Below are 21031 nucleotides of genomic sequence, written 5' to 3' on the forward strand. Positions count from 1 at the left end.
CGGCCGCGGCGTCGACGTCGGCAGCGATGCGCCGGGCCGCGGCGCGCCGCTCCCCGACGAACTGGTCCAGCGCCTCGCGCAGGTCACCGACGCCGTCACCGGTCAGCGCGGACAGCGGCAGCACGGTGGCGCCGGGCTCGCCGTGCTCGCCGAGCGCGATGCCGTCCTCGTCGAGGAGGCGTCGCAGGTCGTCGAGGACCTGCTCGGCGGCGTCCCCGGGCAGCCGGTCGGTCTGGTTGAGGACCACGAACATGACCTCGGCGTGGCCCGCCATGGGCCGCAGATACCGCTCGTGCAGCATCGCGTCGGCGTACTTCTCGGGGTCGACGACCCAGATGACCGCGTCGACGAGCGCGAGCACCCGGTCGACCTGCGCACGGTGCTCGGGCGCGGCCGAGTCGTGGTCGGGCAGGTCCACGAGGACGAGCCCCTCCAGCGACGTCTGCGCCTGCTGGAGGGGGCGGCGCCGGGAACGCCCCGGGATCCCCAGCCGGTCCAGCAGCCCCGCGGCGCCGTCCGTCCAACTGCACGCGATCGGCGCCGAAGTGGTGGGCCGGCGCAGCCCGGTCTCCGAAAGGGGCACCCCGGCCAGGGCGTTGAAGAGCGTCGACTTCCCGCTGCCGGAGGCTCCCGCGACGGCCACGACGGTGTGGCGCGCCGAGAGCCGCCGCCGGGCGGCGGCCTCGTCCAGTACGCGCCCGGCTTCGGCGAGCGTCGCTCCGTCGAGCCGCGTCCGGGACAGCCCGACGAGCTCGCGCAGCGCGTCGAGCCGCCCCTTGAGCTGCCCTTCCGGCCCTTCCTGTGCATCGTCGCCCCGGTCGTCGAGTTGCTGTACGTCGAACACGCCCGAGCCGGACCCCGACGCCTGCGCCTCGGTCGCCTCGGCCCGGCGCGCGATGAGCCCGTCGTCCCAGGGCTCGGCCCGCTCGGTGTGGTCCGCGTGGTCCGTGACGGCGGTCATCGCCCTCACCTCTCCTTCTGCAGCAGCGACAGGGCCGCGATCAGCTCGGCCTGGGGTTCGGGGCCGACGCCGAGGGTGTCCAGCGGCGTGAGCCGGCGTTCGCGCTCCGCGCCGAGCACAGTGTCCAGGTACTCGCTCAGCAGCCGCCCGCCGCGATCACGCAGGCGCAGGGCGCCCTGCGCCCCGATCCGCTCGGCGAGGTTCTCGCCGGCGGCCCTGGCGCGCCGCCCGCCGAGCAGGGCGGTGGCCACGAGCGCGGCGACGATCTCGGGGTCGGACGGCGCCGAGCCCTGTGCCTCACCGACGGCCCGCACCTCTTCCTCGGCGTACTCCTCGAGCACGCGCCTCCATCGGCGTACGGCCATGCCGATCCGGTGCTCGGCGCTCTCCAACCCGGGGTCCCGCCCGCCCAGTTCGGACGCCTCGCCGCCCGGCTCGCGCCGCCACGCCTCGTCGATCCGCTCGTCGGCGGCCGTCACGGCGCACAGCAGCAGGGCCGCCAGACTCTCGACAAGAGCGTCGAGCAACTCCCCTGCGGAACAGTCCAGGGGGTAGCTGCGCCACCGTTTCAGGGCGCCTCCGGCGAGTACGGCACCTCCTTGCAGTCTGGTCCGTACGCGCGCGTGCTCGCTCTCGTACGCGTCCTCGACGGCGGACGTGAGCCGGACCGCGGCGGAGTACTGGGCGGCCACGGCAGCTGCCAGCTCGGGCATCCGCACCCGCAGCGAGTCGAGCACGCCGCGGGCGGTGCGGGTCACGGCGAGGGCGCGGGCGTCGGGGTCCTGCGCGCGGTGCGTGAGCCAGGCGCGCAGCGGCGCGACGGCGGTGGCCGGCAGCAGCCCGCCGTTGCCGGTCGACTCGGGCAGCTCCGGCACGGTGAACCGGGGCACGTCGCCCAGTCCCGCCTTGGTGAGCAGCGCGCCGTACTGACGCGACACTTCGGCGACCACCTGGTGAGGCACCCGGTCGAGCACGGTCACGAGCGAGGCGTCGTGCTCCTTGGCGGTACGCAGCAGATGCCACGGCACCGCGTCGGCGTACCGGGAGGCGGTGGTCACCATGACCCACACGTCGGCGGCGCTGATCAACCGGGCGGCCAGCAGCCGGTTCTCGGCGACGAGCGAGTCGACGTCGGGCGCGTCGAGCAGCGCGAGCCCGCGCGGCAGCGTCCCCGCGGTCTCCACCCGCAGCACCCGCTCCCCGTCGTCCAGGAGCGGCGCGAGCGACTCGTCCTCGTCCGGGTCGCAGTCGCCCTCGCTCTCCGTCTGCCGGGGCACCCACACGCGCGTGAGGTCGGGCAGCACCCGCATCCCGGAGAACCAGTGATGGTCATCCGGATGGCAGACGAGCACGGGCGTACGCGTCGTGGGCCGCAGCACTCCTGCCTCGCTGACCACGCGCCCCACGAGCGTGTTCACCAGGGTCGACTTGCCCGCCCCGGTGGACCCCCCGATGACCGCGAGCAGCGGCGCTTCGGGGTCCCGCAGCCGGGGCACCAGATAGTCGTCGAGCTGTGCGAGCAACTCACTGCGATTGGCACGCGCGCGTGGTGCCCCCGCAAGAGGGAGCGGGAAGCGCGCGGCGGCGACGCGATCGCGCAGCACGGTAAGTGCGTCGAGCAGCTGAGGCCGTACGTCCAAGGTCACCACATGCGAAGAATGCCCAACTTTGGCGGCTTTCTGAAGCATATGACCGCCTCTGCGCGCCGATAAGACACCAGCGGACAGTTCGGAGCCCCGAACGAGCGACCTGCAGGGCATGCGACAAGGCGCCCGATACCGCACAGGAAGCACACAGCGGGACGGAAGGGGAGGCAGGGGGCGCAGGCATAACGAGTGCACAACACCCGAGGCGGGAGACGCCAAAAGCGATGCACGATTCGCACCTGCCTGCGATTATCAGGACCGCTTCACCGAACCTCCACATCGAGCCACGGAGGCGAAGCAACAAGGACCGGGACCCGGGAGCCCTATCCTTGTCCCCGGCAAGGTCACGGATCACCCCCACGTCCGCCCGCGCCACCGGCCACACACCGGCCCCCGTAGCTCAGTGGATAGAGCAGGCGCCTTCTAAGCGCTTGGCCGCAGGTTCGAGTCCTGCCGGGGGCGCCCCTTCAACGGCCTCGCTTCGGCGGGGCCTTTTTGCTGGTCAGAGGCACTCTCGTAAGTCCACTTCGGCGACCCGCCCGGGCGTCAGAGGGACGGCTCGCTGGGCTACACCAGTCCGGCTGGAGGCGATTTCAGACGGATCTGGGCGGGTGTTCTTCCCGAAAACTTCCCGAAGTTTTGGCGGGGTCACTTTGAGTGGCTCGGCCCCGGCCGTCCGGGGCGGCTGCCCTCGCCAGAGGGTCACGGGGGCAGCCGGACGGTGTCATCTGGGTTCACGCGCCCACGCGCTGAGGCAGCGCGATCGGCGCCGCGCGGGTCAGGGAGATCGCCGCGACGACAGTGGCAGCGGCCACAAAGGTTGGGACCGTAACTCCGGGGATCGTGGCCCAGGCGGGGAGCCCTGGCGCTTCCGTCGCGGGCGCCATGAGGACGGGGAGAGTGGTCAAGGCGGTCGCGCCGAAGAGCCACCGACGCTTGACCTTGTACCCGGAGGCCACCGCCGCGGCCAGGACGGCGAATGCCACCGCAGCCATGGTCATGAGCCCCGGCGAAGGCACCACCCGCTGGGGGTACGTCTGCTCCAGGATCGTCAGCTCTACGCCGCCGAAGAGCGCGAACATCGACGAAATGGCCAGCGCTACAGCAGCTGTCATGCGGTTCTCCGGGCGAAGCAGGTGGACCGGAACCGTGGGCTCCGGGGTCCCGCCGAGTTCAGCGTCCAGCGCGGCGATGAGCCGCCGATGACTTTCGCGACCACGCCACGTGAACAGGGCACTGACGCAGGGAGGGCCGGCAGGAGCATGCGCCCGACCATGTCGTGCTGGCTGCTGAACTCCTGCCATGCCACTGGTTCGCCGGGCGTATCGCTATATGGCAGGGCCAACTTGTCCCGATGGTGCGGGAGAACACGATGCTTGATCAGGAGACCGCACATCAGACCCAGCACCACGCTCAAGGCAGTTACTGCCCAATGCGTAGGGGTCTGCCGCACGATCGGGTGACATCTGAACTGGCTTGCCCAGTGAGGCAGGTGGGAAGGATGTCGCTGCGCCCAAGCCGTATCCGGAAGAGTTCCGCCAGGATGTCGTGCGGGTCGCGAGGAACCGCGGCCCGGGTGTGACGTTCGAGCAGGTGGCCGCCGATTTCAGCGTCCACGCGATGACGCTGTGGAAGTGGATGCGCCGCGCGGATATCGACGACGGGACCAGGCCCGGAACGACCAGCCAGGAGAGTACGGAACTCCGCGAAGCACGTCGGCGGATCAAGCTACTGGAGCAGGAGAACGGGGTCCTGCGCCGGGCCGCTGCCTATCTCTCGCAGGCGAATCTCCCGGGAAAATGATCTACCCGCTCGTGAAAGAGCTGGCCGCAGGCGGGGTGCCCGTCACGGTGACGTGCCGGGTCCTCAAGCTCGCCAGACAGCCCTACTACCGCTGGCTTGAACGGCCGGTTACCGACACCGAGTTCGCACAGGCCGCCCGGGCTAACGCCCTGTTCGACGCCCACCGCGAGGACCCGGAGTTCGGCTACCGGTTCCTGGCCGACGAGGCCCGCGCCATGGGATCTGGCATGGCCGACCGGACCGCGTCGGATCTGCCGCGACAACCGCTGGTGGAGCGTGTTCGGCAAGAAACGCGGCAAGAGAATCATGAGCGATGGTCTGGGCTCGCACATGTGGGGCATGGTCAAGCAGTACCGCTTCGCAGCCCACACACCGGAAGAACTGTGGGCGATGGTGGAGTCGGCGGACGGCTCCACGCCCGCGGAGCTCGGGACGCTGCTGACCGAAGCCGCCAAGACGATCAACACCATCGGCGACGACCTCAAGAAGCACGCCGGCTCGGTCGAGTGGGAGGGCGAGGGTGGCGACGCGTTCCGCAAGTGGGTCCACGGGATGGCCCTCGCGACGCTGAGCCTGGGCGACTACAGCGAGAGCGCCGGCAAGTGGATGGCGAACGCGGCGGACACGCTGCACGAGGTCAAGCCACAACTGGAGACCCTGAAGAACTCCAGCATCTCCGCGCGCTCGGTCCTGGACGCTCACGCGGCTAAGGCGACAGATGTCGGCAGTCATGACGGCGGGCCGTCGAAGACCGAGGTGACCTCGGCTCAGTCGCAGTTCGACAACGACCGTGTCGAAGCTGCCCAGTTGATGATCAAACTGGGGCAGTCGTACTCGGCGTCGACAGGGCAGATCGAGTCGTTGAAGGCTCCGGAGTTTCCTGAGCTGCCCAAGCAGTTCGTACCGGAACGGTTCGACGGACGGAAGGACAAGTCCGCGCCGTCCTCTGACAACGCCGGAACAGCGGCTGCTGTAGGCGGAGTCGGTGTGGCCGCCGCCGGTGCTGCGGCGCTCCGTGAGTCGGCGCGAGGCGCCTCGCTGGCTACCGGAGGAGGTCACGGTTCCGCTGCGCCGGCGGTGAGTTCGCTCAGTTCCGCGCGATCAGTTCCGGACGTTCCCACGGGCGGGCCGAACACCGCTCTCGACAGGGTCGGCACGCTGCCTTCCCCTCCGAGCCCGACTACGGCCGCTCCCGCACCGTCGTCGCCGCAGTTGCCGGGCGGCACCTCTGGGCTCGGCACTCCTCCCTCTGGGGCGCCACCCTCTGTCTTCGGCGGCACAGGTCGTCCCACTGCTCCGCCGCGCGGGCCAGGATCTCCCCGGCTCCCCTCCTCCGGCCCTCGGGGACCGTTGGGCACTCCCAGCACACCTGAGTCTCCCGGGGCTTCGCGGGCGGTGACGCCGGGACGCGGAGTACCGAGGCTCCCCGGGATGGGAACACCGGAAGGGTCCGCGTCGCCGGTACGCGGTCCCGGCGGCACAGGTCAGAGCCGTCCCACCAACGGGATTGCCGGTGGCCGCCCGGTGGCCTCCCAAACCGGACGTGCGCCGAGCTCGATCCCTCGAGGCACCGTGGCCGGCGGCTCCCCGACGCAGCGGGGTCCCGGAGCGAGAGGTGGGACCCCGGAAGGATCACGCACGGGGGCTGCACCCGGTCGTGGAGGTGGTACCGCCCCGGGACGTGGCAGCGGTGCGGCCGAAACGCGGATGTCCGCACGTTCGGACGGTGTAGCGGGTGGACAGCCGCAGCAACCGAAGGCGCGGCGGAATGCCTCGACTGCTTCCAGGAGGACCAGCCTCGTACGTGGTGCGGAGGGCGAAGAGGTGCAGGCACAGCGCGGTGCACCCGCTCATGGCGCGCGAGCCGAAGCCACGCAGACACAGCGTGGTGGACCTGCTCGTGGCGCATCCACCTCGTCGCGTAAGGATGGTGCCCGCTCCGCCGCGGCGGAGCGCCCGCGCGATGGGCGGCCCGAGCGCGAGGAGACGGAGAACGAGCAGACCGCGCGACCGTTGCCCCCGCCCCGCCTGCCGGGACTGCCGGACGAGTAGTCGTGACACAAAGGATGACCATGGGATCCCGTACCAAGCAGGTCCGAAGGCTTCGGCTGGTGTCGTTGCTGTCCGGCGTCGTCCTCGCGGGCGTCGCCGCGACACCCGCACAGGCCGAGACCGTTCGCGAGCAGCAGTGGTACCTGGATGCCATGCGGGCGGACCAGATGTGGAAGACCAGCACGGGCAAGGGGATCACGGTCGCGGTCATCGACTCGGGCGTCGACGCGAACCTTCCCGACCTGCGCGGGCAGGTGCTGCCGGGCAAGAACTTCTCGTGGCGGCCGGGGGATGCGCACACGGACTACGACGGCCACGGCACGGACATGGCCGTGCTCATCGCCGGTACCGGCGCGAAGAGCAGCACAGCCGGCTCGTACGGCGTGGCCCCAGGAGCGAAGATCCTCCCGATCCGGGTGCCGGACTTCCTCGAGAAGAGCCAGCCGAACGGTGACGGCAACCCGGACGACACCCCCACCTACATCGCCAAGGCCATCCGCTACGCGGCAGACTCGGACGCCCAGATCATCAACATCTCTCTGGGCAAGGAAGAGACGTCGAAGATGCTGGACGACGCAGTCGCCTACGCGCTGTCGAAGAACAAGCTGATCTTCGCTGCTGTGGGGAACACCGGGTCCGGCACCAACAAGTTGGAGTACCCGGCCGCCACCCCCGGCGTCGTCGGGGTCGGCGCGATCGGCCAGGACCTGAAGAAGACGGCGGAATCCCAACACGGCCCGCAGATCGACCTGGTCGCACCGGGCGCCAACATGGTCCATGCGTGCAACGGGAAGACCGGTCTGTGCGAGTCGCACGGCACGAGCGATGCCTCAGCGATCGCCTCCGGCTCGGCCGCCCTGATCTGGTCCAAGCATCCGAACTGGACGAACAATCAGGTCTTGCGTGTCCTGCTAAACACGGCCAGCGGCCCGGTGAGCGGCAAGAAGCGCACCGATGACATCGGCTACGGCGCCGTACGCCCGCGGATCGCGCTCACCACCCCGGGCGACCCGGGCTCGGCCGACGAGTACCCGCTGCCCGACTTCAAGTACGGCGGCTCGACGGCCAAGCCGTCGACGAGCGCTACGGCCCCTGCCGCAGCGGCCTCTCACGACGATTCGAGCGCACTGCCGTGGATCCTGACCGGCATCGGCGCGCTCGTGCTCATCGGCGGCGGAGGCACAGCCCTCGCCGTACGCAATCGCAAGCGCCGCCGCCAGTCGCCGCCTCCGGCCTGGCCACAGGTGCCGCCGTCGCAGCCGTACGCCGCGAACTGGACGCAGCCCGCTCCTCCCGGTCAGCAGCCGGGACAAGTGCACCAATCCTGGCCGCACCAGGGCTCCAACCACACCAACCACCCGGGGAGGCCCTGACATGGCGTGGGACGAGTGGGAACAGCTGAAGGCCGACGCACTGGAACGCCGCGGAGAGCCGCCGCAACGCATGCGGTTGGACGGAGCTCCGGCCGAGGGTGGCACCGCGACAGGCGGGGCCCAGCAGACCCTCCAGACGGACCCCACCGGCAAGGCCGCCGCGATCAGGGCCTTGCAAGAAACGATTCGCCCTGACACGGACACGTCCGGCGACCGTGCGCAGGAACCGTCAGGGACCGCGGTACGGGTGTTCTCGGGCTGGGCGACGGGCGACGGCCTCGCCGACGCCCACACGGAGTGGCAGCTCCAGGTCAAGAACCTCAAGGACCGCTTGGCGAACGACCAGTCGTCTCTGGCCAAGGCACACGACGAGTTCCAGTTCGTCGACCACGGCGTCAGAAACCAGATAGCCCAGGTCGATCCAGGGCGCGCACCGCGCCGCGAGATCTGACCGAGCGACTGAGCAGTAGAAACGGGGAATCGGGGCGGGCATGCTCACCTATCAGGACGTCACCACCATCAACCTCGGCGCACTGACCACGGTCGCCACGGCCTGGGACGACATGGCCGACGACCTGAAGGACGTGGAGGGCGTCTACAACAGCAAGGTGCTCAAGGTCGCCTCCGGTGGTACCTGGCAGGGCGTCGCCGCCGCGGCGGCACAGGGCCAGTTCGCGCAGACGAGCCAGCAGTACCGGGATGCCCAGAAGGAAGCCCGCGCCATCGCGTCACTCCTACGGGACGCCCACGGCCAGTTCACGCACCTGATCGGTGAGGTGAAGAAGGTCGTCGCCGCGGCCGAGAAGCAGGACCTGTCGGTCAACACCCAGGGCGAGGTGCTCTACGACTTCAGCAAGCTCACCCCGTACCGCCACGACGAGAACTACGGCGAGTACGTCTCGAAGGCGAAGAAGGCCGAGGAAGCCTGGACCAAGAAGATCAAGGACGCGGTGCGGGCCGTCGACGACGCCGACCAGGGCGTGAAGCTCGCCCTGCACGAAGCGGCCGGCATCCAGGGCCTGTTCGAGCGCATGGCGGACGCCGCCTTGGGACAGGGCCACACCTTCAACGGCAAGGCCGTCGGCGACATCGAGGCGTACGAGGCCCGCGAGGCCAAGGCGTACGCGGACGAGATCCTGGCCGGCAAGAAGCCGAGCGACCTGGCGGAGTGGCAGCGCCTGATGCGCGACAACTCCGGCGACAAGGTCTTCAGCCAGACCCTCCTCAACTCCCTCGGCCCGGACAAGACGTTGAAGCTGACCGCGGGTCTGGACGACCTCGCGTACTCCGCCGACACGGGCAACAAGAACGCGTACCTCAACATCAACGGCGGACTCTCCGACTCCCTGGCCACCGCCACGAACGTCCCCGCCTTCAAGGACGCCAACAGCAAGCCACTGACGTACGGAAGCCGCGCCTACAACGACGCGATGCTCAACTGGCTCCAGACCGACGACTCAAGGTTCTACCGCGACTGGCGTGACGGCCTGCGCGAGGTCGGCGACGACAAGTACGACCTGAAGGTGGCCGGAGACGCGATCAATAGCCCCACGGCCAAGGGCCACGACCAACAAGTCCGCGGCTACCAGCTGCTGGCCACGATGATGCAGCAGGGGCACAGCGACTTCGACCCGGAGTTCACCTCGGCCGTCACCGACGACATGATCGCGATGGAGAAGGAGCACCCCAAGATCTGGAACCTGTACGGGGCCGGCTTCAGCGGCAAGGACGGCGGCTGGTTCGCCAACGACCCCGTCGACGCCTCCCTGGAGGTCATGTCCCGCACCCCGGAGGGCGCCGCACACTACCTCGACACCGGCACCGCGTACGGCAAGGAGCACTTCGACTACCTCGTCGGCAACGGTGAGGGCAGCCGGAACTGGGACGTCATCAACCAGACCCGCCCGGGCGTCGGCGACTCCGAGGTCGACATGGCCCCCAAGCTGGACGACGACAACCGCAAGGGCCTCAACGACGTCCTGACCGCTGCCGCAACCGGCGTCGACCCGTCCGGCGGCAACTCCGGCGGCCCCACGCAGCACACGGCTGCCAACGACCGCATCTTCCACTCCGCCGTCTCGACACTCGCCGGACAGGGCGACCACATGCCCTCCGCTCTCCGCGACGGTATGGCCAAGATCATGACCAGCCACGGCGACGAGGTCTACCAGGCCATGAGCACGACCGGCGCCCGGGCGGACGCCATGCCGGGCGGCCTGGACCAGAAGGAAGTCATGGAGATCACCAAGCAGGTCTCCCGGAGCCAGGACTCCTACGGGCTGCTCCACCAAGGCATGAACTACTACATGGTCAACGACTTCCACGACCCCAGCCGAGCCCCCGAGGACACCCTGCACTCCGCCGGCCACGCCGTCGGTTTCATGGAGGAAGCCCGGTACAACGCCCTCAAGGGCGACCAGCACGACTACACCTGGGACAAGGCGTGGAGCTACCACGCCTCAGGAGCGCTGCTGAACTTCATCCCCGGCGTCGGAGACATCGCGCAGCGCGGCGCCGACGTCGTGACCACGGCCTGGATCATGGACGAGCAGAAGCACCAGGCCGACCAGTTGACCAGCGACAACCAGCAGACGTACGCGACTCGGCAGAACCAGCTCAACGCCCTTGCGCATCAGTGGTCCATGGTCAACTCTGACTGGGCCAGCACGCACCCCGGGTACTCGTACGAACAGGGTGCCGCCGACCAGATCTCCGCTGCTGCGAACGACGGCAACGCACACGCGGACGGACTCTCGGGAGACCAGTAGTGAAGCCAGCACGACGGAACGCCGTGGTCGCGGTCACGATGACCATCGCTGCGGTCGCGGCAACCGGCTGTACCAGCGAGAGCTACGCCTTCCCGAAGACCTTCTGTGGCGTCGAGGTCGGCAAGTCCACGCTCTCGCCGCTCCTGCCAGACGGAAAGAAGCTCCAGAACCAGCAACTCGAGCCCACCCCATCCGAGTTCGACTGCTCGCTGCACGTCGACGGGACTCAGGTCCTCGACACGTCGATCAGGCGGATCAGCAACCCTCTCCAACCCGAGGACTGGAAGACGGCGCTGTCCAAGTTCACCAAGGCATCGAAGCGGGACGTGCCCTACCCCGGCATCGCCGTCATCGGAGCCAACGGCGCGCGCATCACCGCGCAGTGCTCGGGAAGCCCATCGGACTTCCTGCTCTTCAACGTCACCTTCGCCGGCGACCGGGTGGAGGACTCAGCAGCCGGAGTGAAGAAGCTTCAGAACTTCCTGGACGAGTACGTACCAGCCATGACTAAGCACCTCGACTGCAGCGCGTAGGGCCCCGGCGCGGGCAATGCCTGTCTGCCGCAGGTAACAGCAGGGGCGGCAGGAGCGCGGGCCTCAGTTCCCTACCCGAATGAGGGGCGCTGTGCTTGCGAACCACGCCCCAGCTCTCAGTTGAGGGAGCCCAAGTGTCGCCGTGTTCGAATCTCGCCTATCTAAGCCCTCTCCACCCGTGAAGTGGCATGATCTGTAGGCACTTTGACTGAGCCGGGCAGCAATTGGGGGTCAAATGGATCTGCAACGGTATCCATGGAGCAGCGAGGCTTCAGGCATGGGGCACTTCCTCGCGTAGCAACGTGCCGAGGCGGCGTTGCGTGCGCGACTTCCCGAGTTGAGCGATCGGATCGAGATGCATTCACCGTTGAGCTCGCTGCCAGCGATGCTCAGCGTCCGACTCTCTGACGACCGCAGAGTCTTGCTGTGGCTGACACGTTTCGCCCGCCCGCACGACCTCCATCCCTTCTGGTTGATCGCCGGCCCCGATGACGAGGAACGGCTGCGAATATGGGACGCCTTGACCAGTCCCGACGTTGCTGGCCGACGCAGTCCGGGAGCGTGTCCGAGCATTCGCGGAACAACGTGCGAAGGCGAGTCCGTGGCGATGGGACGAGCCAGATGGTCAGAGGCCGATCATCAGGCTGGCTGATGCCTTGGGTGAGAGATTCGACGTCCAACTCGTCGTGTCCGGAAATCGGATCCGTACGACGCAGACGGTGGACGGGGTCGAGGCGTTTCCTTTTCAAGGGCACGAAGGGGACTTCCTGGAGTTCAAGGTCGGACACCACTCAGTGCGGGTCTCCCGGAAGAAGGAGATCGGCTGGCTCGCGGATGTGCACGACCGGGAACTGGACGTGCAGTGGCGTATCGATCTCCACCGGCTCCTCGACACGAAGGCCGGGAGCCTTCGCCGTTCGTCTGGTCGGCGGCGAAGACCCGAGATCTCTTCGACTCGATGTATCGCGGCTACCCGATCGGCGCCCTGAAGCGTGCGGCGGTGGGCCAGTCGAGGGACGGAAGGTCTTCGAGATCTCCGGTCGCCTCGAGCCGCCCGCTTGAGATCCGATAGCCAGGGCGGAAGTCAGCACCCTTGTCTCATCGGACAGCAGCAGCTCCGGCCGTCAGAGCCTGAACACGCCCCGCCACGTCCACCCGGCGCGAAGGACTGTGTCCTCCAGAGGATCGGTCATCTCCCGGGTGTCGAAGCGGAATACCTCTACCCGCTGCTTACGGCCGCCGGGACCCGTCACGGTTTCTCGCTGCGGGTACACCGCAGGAGCGTGGCCACGTCCGTACTGTCCGCTGGCGTCGCCGGCAGAGCGGTTCTCCCACCGCTCATGGAGTACGCGTACCTCGTGCTTCTCCGGAACGAGGCGCATGCTGGTCTTCAACCTGACGCCCACCCTCCCGATGTGGCACTCGGCCACCACGTCCGCCTTCTCCCCGCGCTGCCCTTCACGCACGCTGTATGGCACATCTGGACTGTTCAGCGCGAGCAGCGCGGCATGGACCTCCGCTACCGGCTTCGGGGGGACGCAGCGATCGGGGACCTTTGTTCCCGTCCATTTATTGAGGAAGCCCATTGCTACGCTCGTGCCCCCGTATCGGGATGAAGTGTGCGGTTGGAGTCCTGGAACTCGACCGCACATCGTCGTGTTGAGCTGCGTCGACAGTCAGCGCCAGTTCAATCACCATGCGGGTGTCGGGGGCCTCGATGTCGGCCTCACGGCGGTGACCCGCAATCACCGGTGAGACGACTTCGCGCAGACGCTCGACCGGCTTGTCCGCAAGATCCGTCAGCCCTCTTCGAGTTCTCGGTCCTCGCTCTTCGGCGTCTCGTCGCGCGAACACTCCTCCGACGGGAACAAGCTGGTCGCGTCTCCGATCCGTGATCGACACCGAAGCTCCAACTCCCTTTACCCGCTTGAGCCCTGAATCAGGAGCGGGCGGCTCGCGCCCCCGTGTTCGGGCGGTGCCGTTCCCGGAACGGCCCGTACGAGGACGAGCTCGCGGACCCAGTCCTCCTCGATCCGGGCGAGGGATGTGGTGGGACCGTCGAGGAGGACCGTCTGCCCTCCGTCGTTGTGGGCGTAGATCAGGTTGCCGGTGATCTCGTGGCCGCCGATCGCGCGGCGGATCCAGACCACTCCCCGAGTGTCGGGCCCCGGCTCGTGGAGGGCCCGGGCCACGTCCTCCCAACTGTGCACCGGTACGCGTTCGAAGTGCGGGAAGTAGCGCCGGTGCAGCCGGGCCCACCAGCCTGGGGCCTCGTGGGCGGGCTGCCAGGGCACCGGCGTCGACGGGCAGCCGTCGATCGCGGAGTGCGTTGCCGCGACGCAACCACGGGCGTTGATCCTGCGACTCTGCTCGGTGATCTTGGAGGCGGCCTCCAGCGGCGGTACCGGTTGGAGGTCCGCGAGGGGAGCGCTCGGCGCAGGGTGGAAGGGGTAGCCGCCGATCTTGGGCACCACGACGGACGCCGCGAGCATCGGGGTGCGCGGGAAACCGGGCTGGGCGACGGTCCGGCAGGGCATCAGCCAGGCCGTGTCCGTCTCCGCCACGGGGCGCGGCGTGGCGAGTTCGACCAGCCCGCCGTACACCTCACCGAGCCACACGGTTGCCCGCGTGGCGGGGTCCGCCAGGCCGGTCACCGTCATCTTCCTCCCTCTTTCTACCTCCCCGCCGGTCAGGCCGTTTTGTCCCACACTGCGGCCAGTGCGCTGATGCGGTCCTTGTACTCCAAGGCCTCACGCCACTCCGGCGGCCAGTACACGAGTCCGCGGCTGGCTCCGGCGAACGCGCCTGCCAGCGCGGCGATCGAGTCCGAGTCGCCGGACGAGTGGGCGGCACGCGCCACTGCCGGGCGGGGGTCGCCGTCGACGACCAAGAGGCAGTACAAGGCCGTGGCGAGCGCTTCTTCAGCGATCCATCCGGCACCGACCGCCTTGGAGGGGTCACGGCCCACGTCCTTCACGCGCAGGGCCGCGGCCGCGGTGTCGAGGGCACGCAGGCACTCGTCCCAGCCGAAGGCGATGAAGGCCCTCGGGTCCGCGGCCCCCGCCTTGGCGGCCAGGTCCCCCAGCCACTCCGCGTGGTACGTGTGCCGGGACTCCTGTGCGTAGGCCCGCAGCCGGGGCAGCAGGTCGCCGAGCTCACAGCCGTGCGCGAGCAGCCACGTGGCGTGGGCGGTCAGGTCGCTGGCCGCGAGGGCGGTGGGGTGGCCGTGAGTGAGCGCTGCCTGCAACTGCGCGATGCCGGCGCGTTGTTCCGAGCCGAGGCCGGGGACGAGCGCGACCGGGGTGACGCGCATGTTGGCGCCGCACCCCTTGGAGCCGATGACGGTGGCGTCCTGCCAACGTAGGCCGCGTTCGAGGGCGACACAGGCGTTGAGGCACGTCTGACCGGGGGCTCGGTTGTTGTCGGGGTCGCGCAGCCACTTGACGAAGTGCTTGCGCAGCGCGGCTTCGACAGGGGCCGGGGTGAGGGCGTCCGCGGCCGCGTTCGCGCCGCGGGTCCTGCGGGCTCCCGGTTCACCGGCGCCGGCCTCCACCAGTGCCTCGCCGACGGCCAGTGCCATCTGGGTGTCGTCCGTGACCCGGACCACGTCGCCGGCCGACAGCGGCAGACCCATCTGTTCCCACGGCCCGAACTTGGCGGTGATCTGCTCCATGTTGAGGAACTCGGTGGGATAGCCCATGGCGTCCCCGATGGCCAGACCGAAGAGGGAACCCGGGGTGGACTTCCATACGCGCTCGTGGGCGGAGTGGCCCGCGAGCTGCTCCAACGCCCTCAGACTCGGTGCCTCCGTGAGGGAGCCCGTGACGATGTGAGTGGATTCGGTGGAAGGCCACTGCTCGATCAGTTCGGTCACCGCTTGGGACGGCGTGAGGCCGCGCGCTTTGCCCGCCTCCAGTCGCTTCGTCCACGTGAGGCCGAGACCGCCGGCGCGCGACCCCCCGGACTTGAGTGGCTCCCAGTCCGCGGCGTCGTCGTCATCGTTGAACCACAGGTAGCCGACGAGCGCGTCATCGGTGTCTGCTACCGCCACGTAACGGACGGGGCGGCTGGTCCTGAACTTGTAACGCGGCGGCCCGGAGACGATCAGGCCCGCTCCGTCGTCTTCGTGCAGGCGTGGGTTGGTCGTGCGCTTGACGAAGCGTGGTTCGGCGTCGCCGCGATCGGAACTCATTCGTGTCTTCCTCTTCTTACTTTCCTGGCAGGACTTCGCCATAGACGTGCCATTGACCGCCGTCCTCGAAGGCGTGAGTCACCCGGTAGGTGGTGCCGCGGCCGAGGAGAAGCTCCCGCTCGCCCATGCCGAAGTGACTCACGTTCTCCATCCAGATTGCCGAATGCCCTTCGGGGACGCGAAGGTGCACGATGGCCTTCTCGTCGGCGAAGGCGCCTACAGCCCCATTGTCGCCAAGTGAAGTGGACAGATAGCCCTGATCGGTGATCTCCTCCCCGATCATCTGCTCGGGTCGCTTGAAGCCGAGGTGATCCACCCCCTGCCCTCGGACCACTGTGATGTCCTCCGGCAGCGGCCGTCCGGCCAGCCCCTTGTCGGCGTGCTCGATGTTGTGGAGGACGTCGGGGGTGCCGAGATCGGCATTGCCTCGGAGATACCCGTTCATCTCCTTGTAGGTAGCGGGGGCGCCGCCTTCGCGCGAGTAATCGTAAAGGGCATCCTTCTCGGCTTGCGGAAGGTCCTTGGCGTAATCGTTCCAGTGATCCCTGCCATAGGAAATCGCCTCCGAGTCGTCGGCGAATGTACGTGCGCCGTCACGGAGTTCGGAAGACGCGACAGCGTGCTTCTGCTCGACGCTGAGTTCGGCGAACTCATCTCTTGTGAGTTTCGATGGGGAGTGGAGACCGTCGTCGGCGTGGGTGGCCGCTCCCTCGTCCAGCTTCCAGGAGTCCGGCAGATGCGGTGCGCCGCCGACGTCGTCCGCGGCCCGTAGCCCTCTGCGCGTCGCACCGGACACGGCGGCCTCCGTGCCCTCCTTCATAGCGAGCCGCATGCCGCCCTTGACGAAACCGGCGCCCTTGGTGCCGACGAGTTCGGGCAGCAGGCGGCCGATGAACTCCGACGGGTCGTTCTTGAAGCCGTCGACGGCGGCGGTGACGATGCGTTCGGGGTGCGTGGCGGTGGAGACGAGGCCGGTGAGCGTCATATTGACGTTCTGGTAGTACGCGGCGGGGTGCGTGAGGTTGTAGGGGTCGGTGGGGTTGAGGCCGCGGGCGAAGTTGACCAGGCCCGCGCCGCCCTTGAGGACGCCGCCGACGAGGTGCGCGGACTCCACGTCGAGGGCCGTGCTGACGTCGCCGAGGGTGTTGCTGATCTGGGTCAGCGGCGGCGGCTCGGCCGGCGCGTGCGCCAGGGCGGCCTCCACGGCGGCCTCGGCCCGAGCGGCAGCTTCGTTGCGAGCGCGGCGGGCGTCCTCCAGTATCTGCTCGGCCTTGGTGCGCTCCGCCTCGCCCGGGTCGCTCCAGGGCTCCGGCTTGGGGCCGGGATCCTCGCCGACCAGGGCTTTGGCGTTGTAGGCGTCGACCTTCTTGTTGTACGCCTTGGCGGATTCCGCGCTGGTGCGCTTGCCGCGGTTGTACGCGTCGATCGCATCCTGGGCCTTGCCCTGCGCCCACTTCACGGAGTCGGCGTAGGAATCCAGCGCCTTTGCCGCGTCCTCACACGCGTCGGCTGCCTGCGCCCACTTGGTGGGGTGGATGCTGATCTTGCGGTGGAAGGCGTCGCCGGCCTCGCCCTTCCATCCCGAGGCATCGACCTTCCGCATGCCCCGGCCGACCTTGTCGAAGGCGGAGTGGAAGTCCTTCAGGTGCTTGGCGCTCTCGCGGATGTTGCCCGGCTTGCCGTGCACCAGCTCGGTGGGATCCTCGGTGTGGCCCAGCCCCTGCTCGGTCGGGGTCGCGCCCAGACCCGCCGCAACATAGTCGCCGCCCTTGTGGACCCAGTCACCGGCCTTGTCCAGACCGACCTGGTCCAGACCGTCGCCGAGCTTGTCGCTGCCGTAGTCGACGGCCTCACCGAGCTTCTTCTTGCCCGCGTCGATCAGGTCCCCGCCGGCCTTCAGGCCGTCGTTGAGACCGTCCTTGAGGTCACCGAGGATGCCCACTACCGCTCACCCCCGGCCGGTCCGCCCTGCTGCTGCTCGGCGGCCTTCGCGCGGGCTTCGGGGGAGGGACCGAAGGTATCGTCCAGCATCTGGTTGTACTCGGCGTCCGACATCCCCGCCGCGCCGTGCAGGTTCTGCGGAGTCAGCCCGAACGCCCCCGTGCGCGAGGTCATGATGTCGCGGCCCGCGTCCTTGTAGCCCTGCGCCACATTCGCGTTGGCCTCGTCCCAGGACTCCTTGCTGTAGTCGGCCCCGCCGGCGGCACCCGAGGTCGCGATGTCGCCCCAGCCCTGCCGCGTGACCTCGTCCTCCGTCGCGTACGGATTGCCGATCAGTGAGTTCGCACCCACCTTCAGCGCACCCTCCACGTACTGATCGGTCTCGTAGTACGTCCCCGCCGACAGCCCCACGCCCTCCGCGAACGTGTTCCCCTCATTGATCAGGGACCGCACACCCCACTCCCACCGCTCACAGAACGAGTGGAACTTCCCCGTAATCCCCTCATGCCCCAACTCCAGGCCGGACAGGGCAATGTCGGAGAAGCCGCGCCCCGCGCCCGCCTCACCGACCATGCCCAGCTCCTTCAACTCCCCCAGCGCCTCGGTCAGCCCCTTCGCGATCAGATCCAGGCCCTGGGCCTGCAGATCCTTCGCACCCTTGCCGCCGCCCCCGTCGGTCACGCCTGTGTCCCCTCTTCATCCACTACGTCGATGTCCACCGCGGCCTCGTCGGGCACGATGCCCTTCACGGGCGGGCACCATCCCGCCCTCCGGAGCGCCCGCGCAGTCCGGCACCACCCCGTACGGAACTCCCGTCGCCTGGACTGCCACATCCGGCAACTTCGCGCCCAGCACCGTCTGATACGACCACTCGCGGGCGTACGCGCCGCGCACCTGCGCACACCGGGCCGGCGCCTGCTCGTCGCAGAAAACTATCCCCGTTGAAGTCGGCCGTCAGCCGGCCCCGCTCGACACCGGGCGGTACCAGTGATGCCGTACGCCGGAACTCGCCCAGCAGGGCAGCGAATTCCTGCCTGATATCGCTGACTGCGGCCTCCGCTCGGCCGTCTGGCTCCCGCAGGACCGCGACTGCGGGCGAGGGCGTCGGCATGTCTGAACTTGGCGATGCCGGCCGCGCCGCCACCACCGCGTACTCCGCGAAAACAGAGCGCGCCTGCTGCTCAGACACCTCGCCACTGCCCCCGCTTCTTGACATGCTCAGCATCCTCACACCTGCGCATTGTCGATCGCAACGCCGGTGGCGGAAGCGGAGCGCAGCTGACGCGAAGGGCCGACCCCGCGCCCGCCGCCCCGGCTTCCCATGTTTTGCGGCTCCCCCCGAGCGCGCCTCTCATAGGCCCTACATCGCTGGCGCCTCTCTACTGTCGGCCGTCGGGCCGGCGGTGCGTGTGCTTTCGCGTCCGGAGTCGGGCATGGCACCCTCCCCCAGATGGTCAGGCCGCGTCCGGGGAGGCCGGGCTCCCCGCGCGTGGTGGACTGCGGAATCCCGGTGAGGCGGAGATGACGATGAGTGCGCAGGGACAGCAGCTCGACCAGGAACTCGTGGAGGCCGCGGCGCACGTCGCCCGCACCCGGTGCCGCGGCGACAACCACACCATTGCCGCCGCCGCGCGGGCGCGGGACGGGCGGATCGTCACCGGTGTGAACGCTTACCACTTCACGGGCGGGCCCTGCGCCGAGTTGGTCGTCATCGGTGCCGCCGCCGCGCAGGGGGCGTACGAGCTGGAGACCATGGTCGCCGTGGGGGATCGTGAGCGTGGGGTCGTTCCGCCGTGCGGCCGGTGCCGACAGGTGATGCTCGACTACTTTCCGGGGATGCGGGTCATCGTCGGTGACGGCGGCACCAAGGGCAGTGAGCGGCTGCGGGCCGTTGGCATCGCGGAACTGCTGCCTTCCACTTACGTCTGGGCCGACCATCAACTCAGCGAGGAATAGGGCTGGTTGGCTCTCGTGCGCGGTCTCGTTCCGCCGCCGCGCTCGACTTGGCGCCGGGCCCGGTACGTCGGTTTCACCCCGGTGGCGACGGGGGCGTGGGTGCCGCGCGGCGCCATGTGGCACCACGTAGTGCCATGCAGCGCCATTCGGTGCCACTTTGTGCCGCGCGGTGTCATTTTTGTGTTCCAGCAGGTCAGGGCGGTTTCCGCTTGGCCTGCGCCGCATCTGAGCCGACACCGAGCCCGCCTGGCTTGCGCATGGTGCCATAGTGGTGTCACTATGACGCCATGGACCTCACGCCGTACGTCGACTCTCTCCACCGGGAACTCGCGGTGGCCGCCGAAGCCGGTGGCGATCAGGCTCGTGAACTGGCCGAGCGGCTCACCGCCCCCCTGGAGTCGGCGACCCGACTGACCATGCTCAACGTGCTCTCCGCCGCGATGGACGAGATCACCCGCGAACTCGCCCCCGGTTCGGTCGACGTGCGGCTGCGCGGGCTCGATCCCGACTTCGTGGTGACGCCGCCGCCGAGCGATGCCGCGTACACGGAGGTCCAGGAGACCGCGCCGGCACCGGCGCAGGCCGGCGACACCGACGAGGGCGGCACCGCCCGCGTCAATCTGCGGCTGCCCGCCCACCTCAAGGCGCGCGCCGAGGAGGCCGCGTCCCGCGAGGGGCTGTCGGTCAATGCCTGGCTGGTGCGCGCCGTGTCGGCCGCCGTCGACGGGGGCGCCGCGCCCCGCACTCCGCGTACGACGGAAAAGACCCGTCCCACCGCGGGACAGAGCTTCACGGGCTGGGTGCGCTAGCCGCACCCGCTTCCCGCCCACACCACGTCCCACCTGCGGGGACGCCCCGATGAGTCATAAGGACGGTACAGCCATGCCTTCTTTCGACACACCCGAGCCGGTCTCGGTCAACGCCCACGTGGGCGCGGGCTCCCTCCGGCTCACCGCGAGCGACCGCGAGGACACCGTGGTCGAGGTCCGGCCCGGCAACCCCAAGCGGGACAAGGACGTGCGGGCCGCCGAGCAGACCGAGGTCAGTTACGCGAACGGCGTGCTCAGCGTCAGGACGAAGGAGCGCCGCTTCATCGGCCCCTCCGGCACCGTCGACGTGACGGTCGAGCTGCCCACGGGCTCCGGGGTCGACCTCACCGGTTCCTGGATCCACGTGACCTCCGAGGGGCGGCTCGGCGAGGCCCGGGTCAAGTCCTCCGGCGGCGACCTCCGCCTGGAGTCGACCGGGCCGCTCCACCTGACCGTCTCCCACGGCTCGGTCTTCGTCGACCGGGTCGACGGCGCGGCCGAGATCACCACCAGCTTCGGCAGCCTGCGCATCGGCACCGTCGACGGCCCCGCCACCCTGAAGAACTCGCACGGCGCCATGTCCGTCGCCACCGTGACCGGCGACCTGCGGGCCAAAGGCTCTTTCGGTGACATCGAGGTCCTGCGCGCCGAGTCCTCGGTCACCGCCACCACGGCCCACGGCGCCCTGCGCATCGGCGAAGTAGCCTCCGGGAACGTCCAGTTGGAGACGTCGTCCGGCGCCATCGAGGTCGGCATCCGCGAGGGCGTCGCCGCCTGGCTCGATGCGGGCGCCGAGCGCGGACAGGTGCACAACGGGCTCACCGACTCCGTCCCGCCGGCCGAGACGGACGACACCGTCCAGGTCCGCGCCAGGACCCGCTGGGGCAACATCGACATCCGCCGCGCCAAGGCCTGACGCCCACCCCGAGGCACGGCCTACGCTCCCGCTCCCGCCGACGCCTCCACTCCCGGGGCGCCTCAACTCCCGCCTGGCGCC

At 69.2% G+C, this 21031-nt stretch carries 16 protein-coding genes and 1 tRNA gene; 9 read left to right on the forward strand and 8 right to left on the reverse strand.

Features of this window, described 5'->3' with window-relative positions; all coding sequences use genetic code 11:
* Together G3I40_RS45530 and G3I40_RS45535 are read right to left on the reverse strand one after the other, a co-directional pair.
* A partial coding sequence (locus G3I40_RS45530) for a YfjP family GTPase (RefSeq protein WP_239092330.1) occupies positions 1 to 961 on the reverse strand: 961 nt, incomplete at its 3' end.
* Positions 962 to 966: 5 nt separating this feature from the next.
* Positions 967 to 2610 carry a dynamin family protein gene (locus G3I40_RS45535; RefSeq protein WP_164560643.1) on the reverse strand — a complete coding sequence of 548 codons (1644 nt, stop codon included), beginning with the start codon at positions 2608 to 2610 and terminating at the stop codon, positions 967 to 969.
* Between the two features lie 386 nt (positions 2611 to 2996).
* Here G3I40_RS45535 and G3I40_RS45540 point away from each other — a divergent pair.
* A tRNA-Arg gene (locus G3I40_RS45540) sits at positions 2997 to 3069 on the forward strand.
* 272 nt (positions 3070 to 3341) lie between these two features.
* Here the strand turns inward: G3I40_RS45540 and G3I40_RS45545 are convergent.
* The gene (locus G3I40_RS45545) at positions 3342 to 3722 is read right to left on the reverse strand and encodes a hypothetical protein (RefSeq protein WP_164560644.1); all 381 of its coding nucleotides are present in this window, start codon (positions 3720 to 3722) and stop codon (positions 3342 to 3344) included.
* A 361-nt stretch (positions 3723 to 4083) separates the two neighbouring features.
* On the opposite strand from G3I40_RS45545, the gene G3I40_RS45550 reads away from it, so the two are divergent.
* From G3I40_RS45550 to G3I40_RS45570, 5 genes are all read left to right on the forward strand, one after another.
* On the forward strand, positions 4084 to 4410 hold the full coding sequence (locus G3I40_RS45550) for a transposase (protein WP_164560645.1): 327 nt from the start codon (positions 4084 to 4086) through the stop codon (positions 4408 to 4410).
* A 2072-nt stretch (positions 4411 to 6482) separates the two neighbouring features.
* Positions 6483 to 7835, forward strand: a complete 1353-nt coding sequence (gene mycP / locus G3I40_RS45555; protein ID WP_239092331.1) for a type VII secretion-associated serine protease mycosin — start codon at positions 6483 to 6485, stop codon at positions 7833 to 7835.
* A gap of 1 nt (position 7836) precedes the next feature.
* On the forward strand, positions 7837 to 8286 hold the full coding sequence (locus G3I40_RS45560) for a hypothetical protein (RefSeq protein WP_164560646.1): 450 nt from the start codon (positions 7837 to 7839) through the stop codon (positions 8284 to 8286).
* A 40-nt stretch (positions 8287 to 8326) separates the two neighbouring features.
* Positions 8327 to 10603 carry a hypothetical protein gene (locus tag G3I40_RS45565; protein ID WP_164560647.1) on the forward strand — a complete coding sequence of 759 codons (2277 nt, stop codon included), beginning with the start codon at positions 8327 to 8329 and terminating at the stop codon, positions 10601 to 10603.
* Positions 10603 to 11136: a hypothetical protein gene (locus tag G3I40_RS45570; protein WP_164560648.1), complete on the forward strand. Its 534-nt coding sequence runs from the start codon at positions 10603 to 10605 to the stop codon at positions 11134 to 11136. Before G3I40_RS45565 ends, G3I40_RS45570 begins: the two co-directional genes overlap by 1 nt.
* 1124 nt (positions 11137 to 12260) lie before the next feature.
* Here the strand turns inward: G3I40_RS45570 and G3I40_RS45575 are convergent.
* The 5 genes from G3I40_RS45575 to G3I40_RS45595 form a co-directional block, all read right to left on the reverse strand.
* On the reverse strand, positions 12261 to 12614 hold the full coding sequence (locus G3I40_RS45575) for a hypothetical protein (protein WP_239092332.1): 354 nt from the start codon (positions 12612 to 12614) through the stop codon (positions 12261 to 12263).
* Positions 12615 to 13055: 441 nt separating this feature from the next.
* Positions 13056 to 13796, reverse strand: a complete 741-nt coding sequence (locus G3I40_RS45580; protein ID WP_164560650.1) for a toxin glutamine deamidase domain-containing protein — start codon at positions 13794 to 13796, stop codon at positions 13056 to 13058.
* A 29-nt stretch (positions 13797 to 13825) separates the two neighbouring features.
* Positions 13826 to 14923, reverse strand: coding sequence for an ADP-ribosylglycohydrolase family protein (locus tag G3I40_RS45585; RefSeq protein WP_275410351.1), 1098 nt, complete (start codon positions 14921 to 14923; stop codon positions 13826 to 13828).
* A 421-nt stretch (positions 14924 to 15344) separates the two neighbouring features.
* Positions 15345 to 17270, reverse strand: a complete 1926-nt coding sequence (locus G3I40_RS48230; RefSeq protein WP_164560652.1) for a putative T7SS-secreted protein — start codon at positions 17268 to 17270, stop codon at positions 15345 to 15347.
* Entirely contained in the window at positions 17270 to 17950 is a 681-nt protein-coding gene (locus G3I40_RS45595; RefSeq protein ID WP_164560653.1) for a hypothetical protein, read from the reverse strand. The genes G3I40_RS48230 and G3I40_RS45595 overlap by 1 nt, the downstream gene beginning before the upstream one ends.
* Positions 17951 to 18796: 846 nt before the next feature.
* Here G3I40_RS45595 and G3I40_RS45600 point away from each other — a divergent pair.
* From G3I40_RS45600 to G3I40_RS45610, 3 genes are all read left to right on the forward strand, one after another.
* A complete protein-coding gene (locus G3I40_RS45600) occupies positions 18797 to 19225 on the forward strand; it encodes a cytidine deaminase (protein WP_164560654.1) in 429 nt (142 codons plus the stop codon).
* Positions 19226 to 19512: 287 nt separating this feature from the next.
* Positions 19513 to 20034, forward strand: a complete 522-nt coding sequence (locus G3I40_RS45605) for a toxin-antitoxin system HicB family antitoxin (protein ID WP_164560655.1) — start codon at positions 19513 to 19515, stop codon at positions 20032 to 20034.
* A gap of 73 nt (positions 20035 to 20107) precedes the next feature.
* Positions 20108 to 20950, forward strand: a complete 843-nt coding sequence (locus G3I40_RS45610) for a DUF4097 family beta strand repeat-containing protein (protein WP_164560656.1) — start codon at positions 20108 to 20110, stop codon at positions 20948 to 20950.
* Positions 20951 to 21031: the final 81 nt, after the last annotated feature.

The organism is Streptomyces sp. SID14478 (genome assembly GCF_010548525.1).
In the GTDB taxonomy this organism is placed as follows: Bacteria; Actinomycetota; Actinomycetes; order Streptomycetales; family Streptomycetaceae; genus Streptomyces.

Bases quoted from the DNA above. Each gene is read 5' to 3' on its own strand.
- G3I40_RS45545 (WP_164560644.1), bottom strand. From the start codon at position 3,722: ATGACAGCTGCTGTAGCGCTGGCCATTTCGTCGATGTTCGCGCTCTTC.
- mycP (WP_239092331.1), top strand. From the start codon at position 6,483: ATGGGATCCCGTACCAAGCAGGTCCGAAGGCTTCGGCTGGTGTCGTTG.
- G3I40_RS45560 (WP_164560646.1), top strand. From the start codon at position 7,837: ATGGCGTGGGACGAGTGGGAACAGCTGAAGGCCGACGCACTGGAACGC.
- G3I40_RS45565 (WP_164560647.1), top strand. From the start codon at position 8,327: ATGCTCACCTATCAGGACGTCACCACCATCAACCTCGGCGCACTGACC.
- G3I40_RS45580 (WP_164560650.1), bottom strand. From the start codon at position 13,796: ATGACGGTGACCGGCCTGGCGGACCCCGCCACGCGGGCAACCGTGTGG.
- G3I40_RS45600 (WP_164560654.1), top strand. From the start codon at position 18,797: ATGAGTGCGCAGGGACAGCAGCTCGACCAGGAACTCGTGGAGGCCGCG.
- G3I40_RS45605 (WP_164560655.1), top strand. From the start codon at position 19,513: ATGGACCTCACGCCGTACGTCGACTCTCTCCACCGGGAACTCGCGGTG.
- G3I40_RS45610 (WP_164560656.1), top strand. From the start codon at position 20,108: ATGCCTTCTTTCGACACACCCGAGCCGGTCTCGGTCAACGCCCACGTG.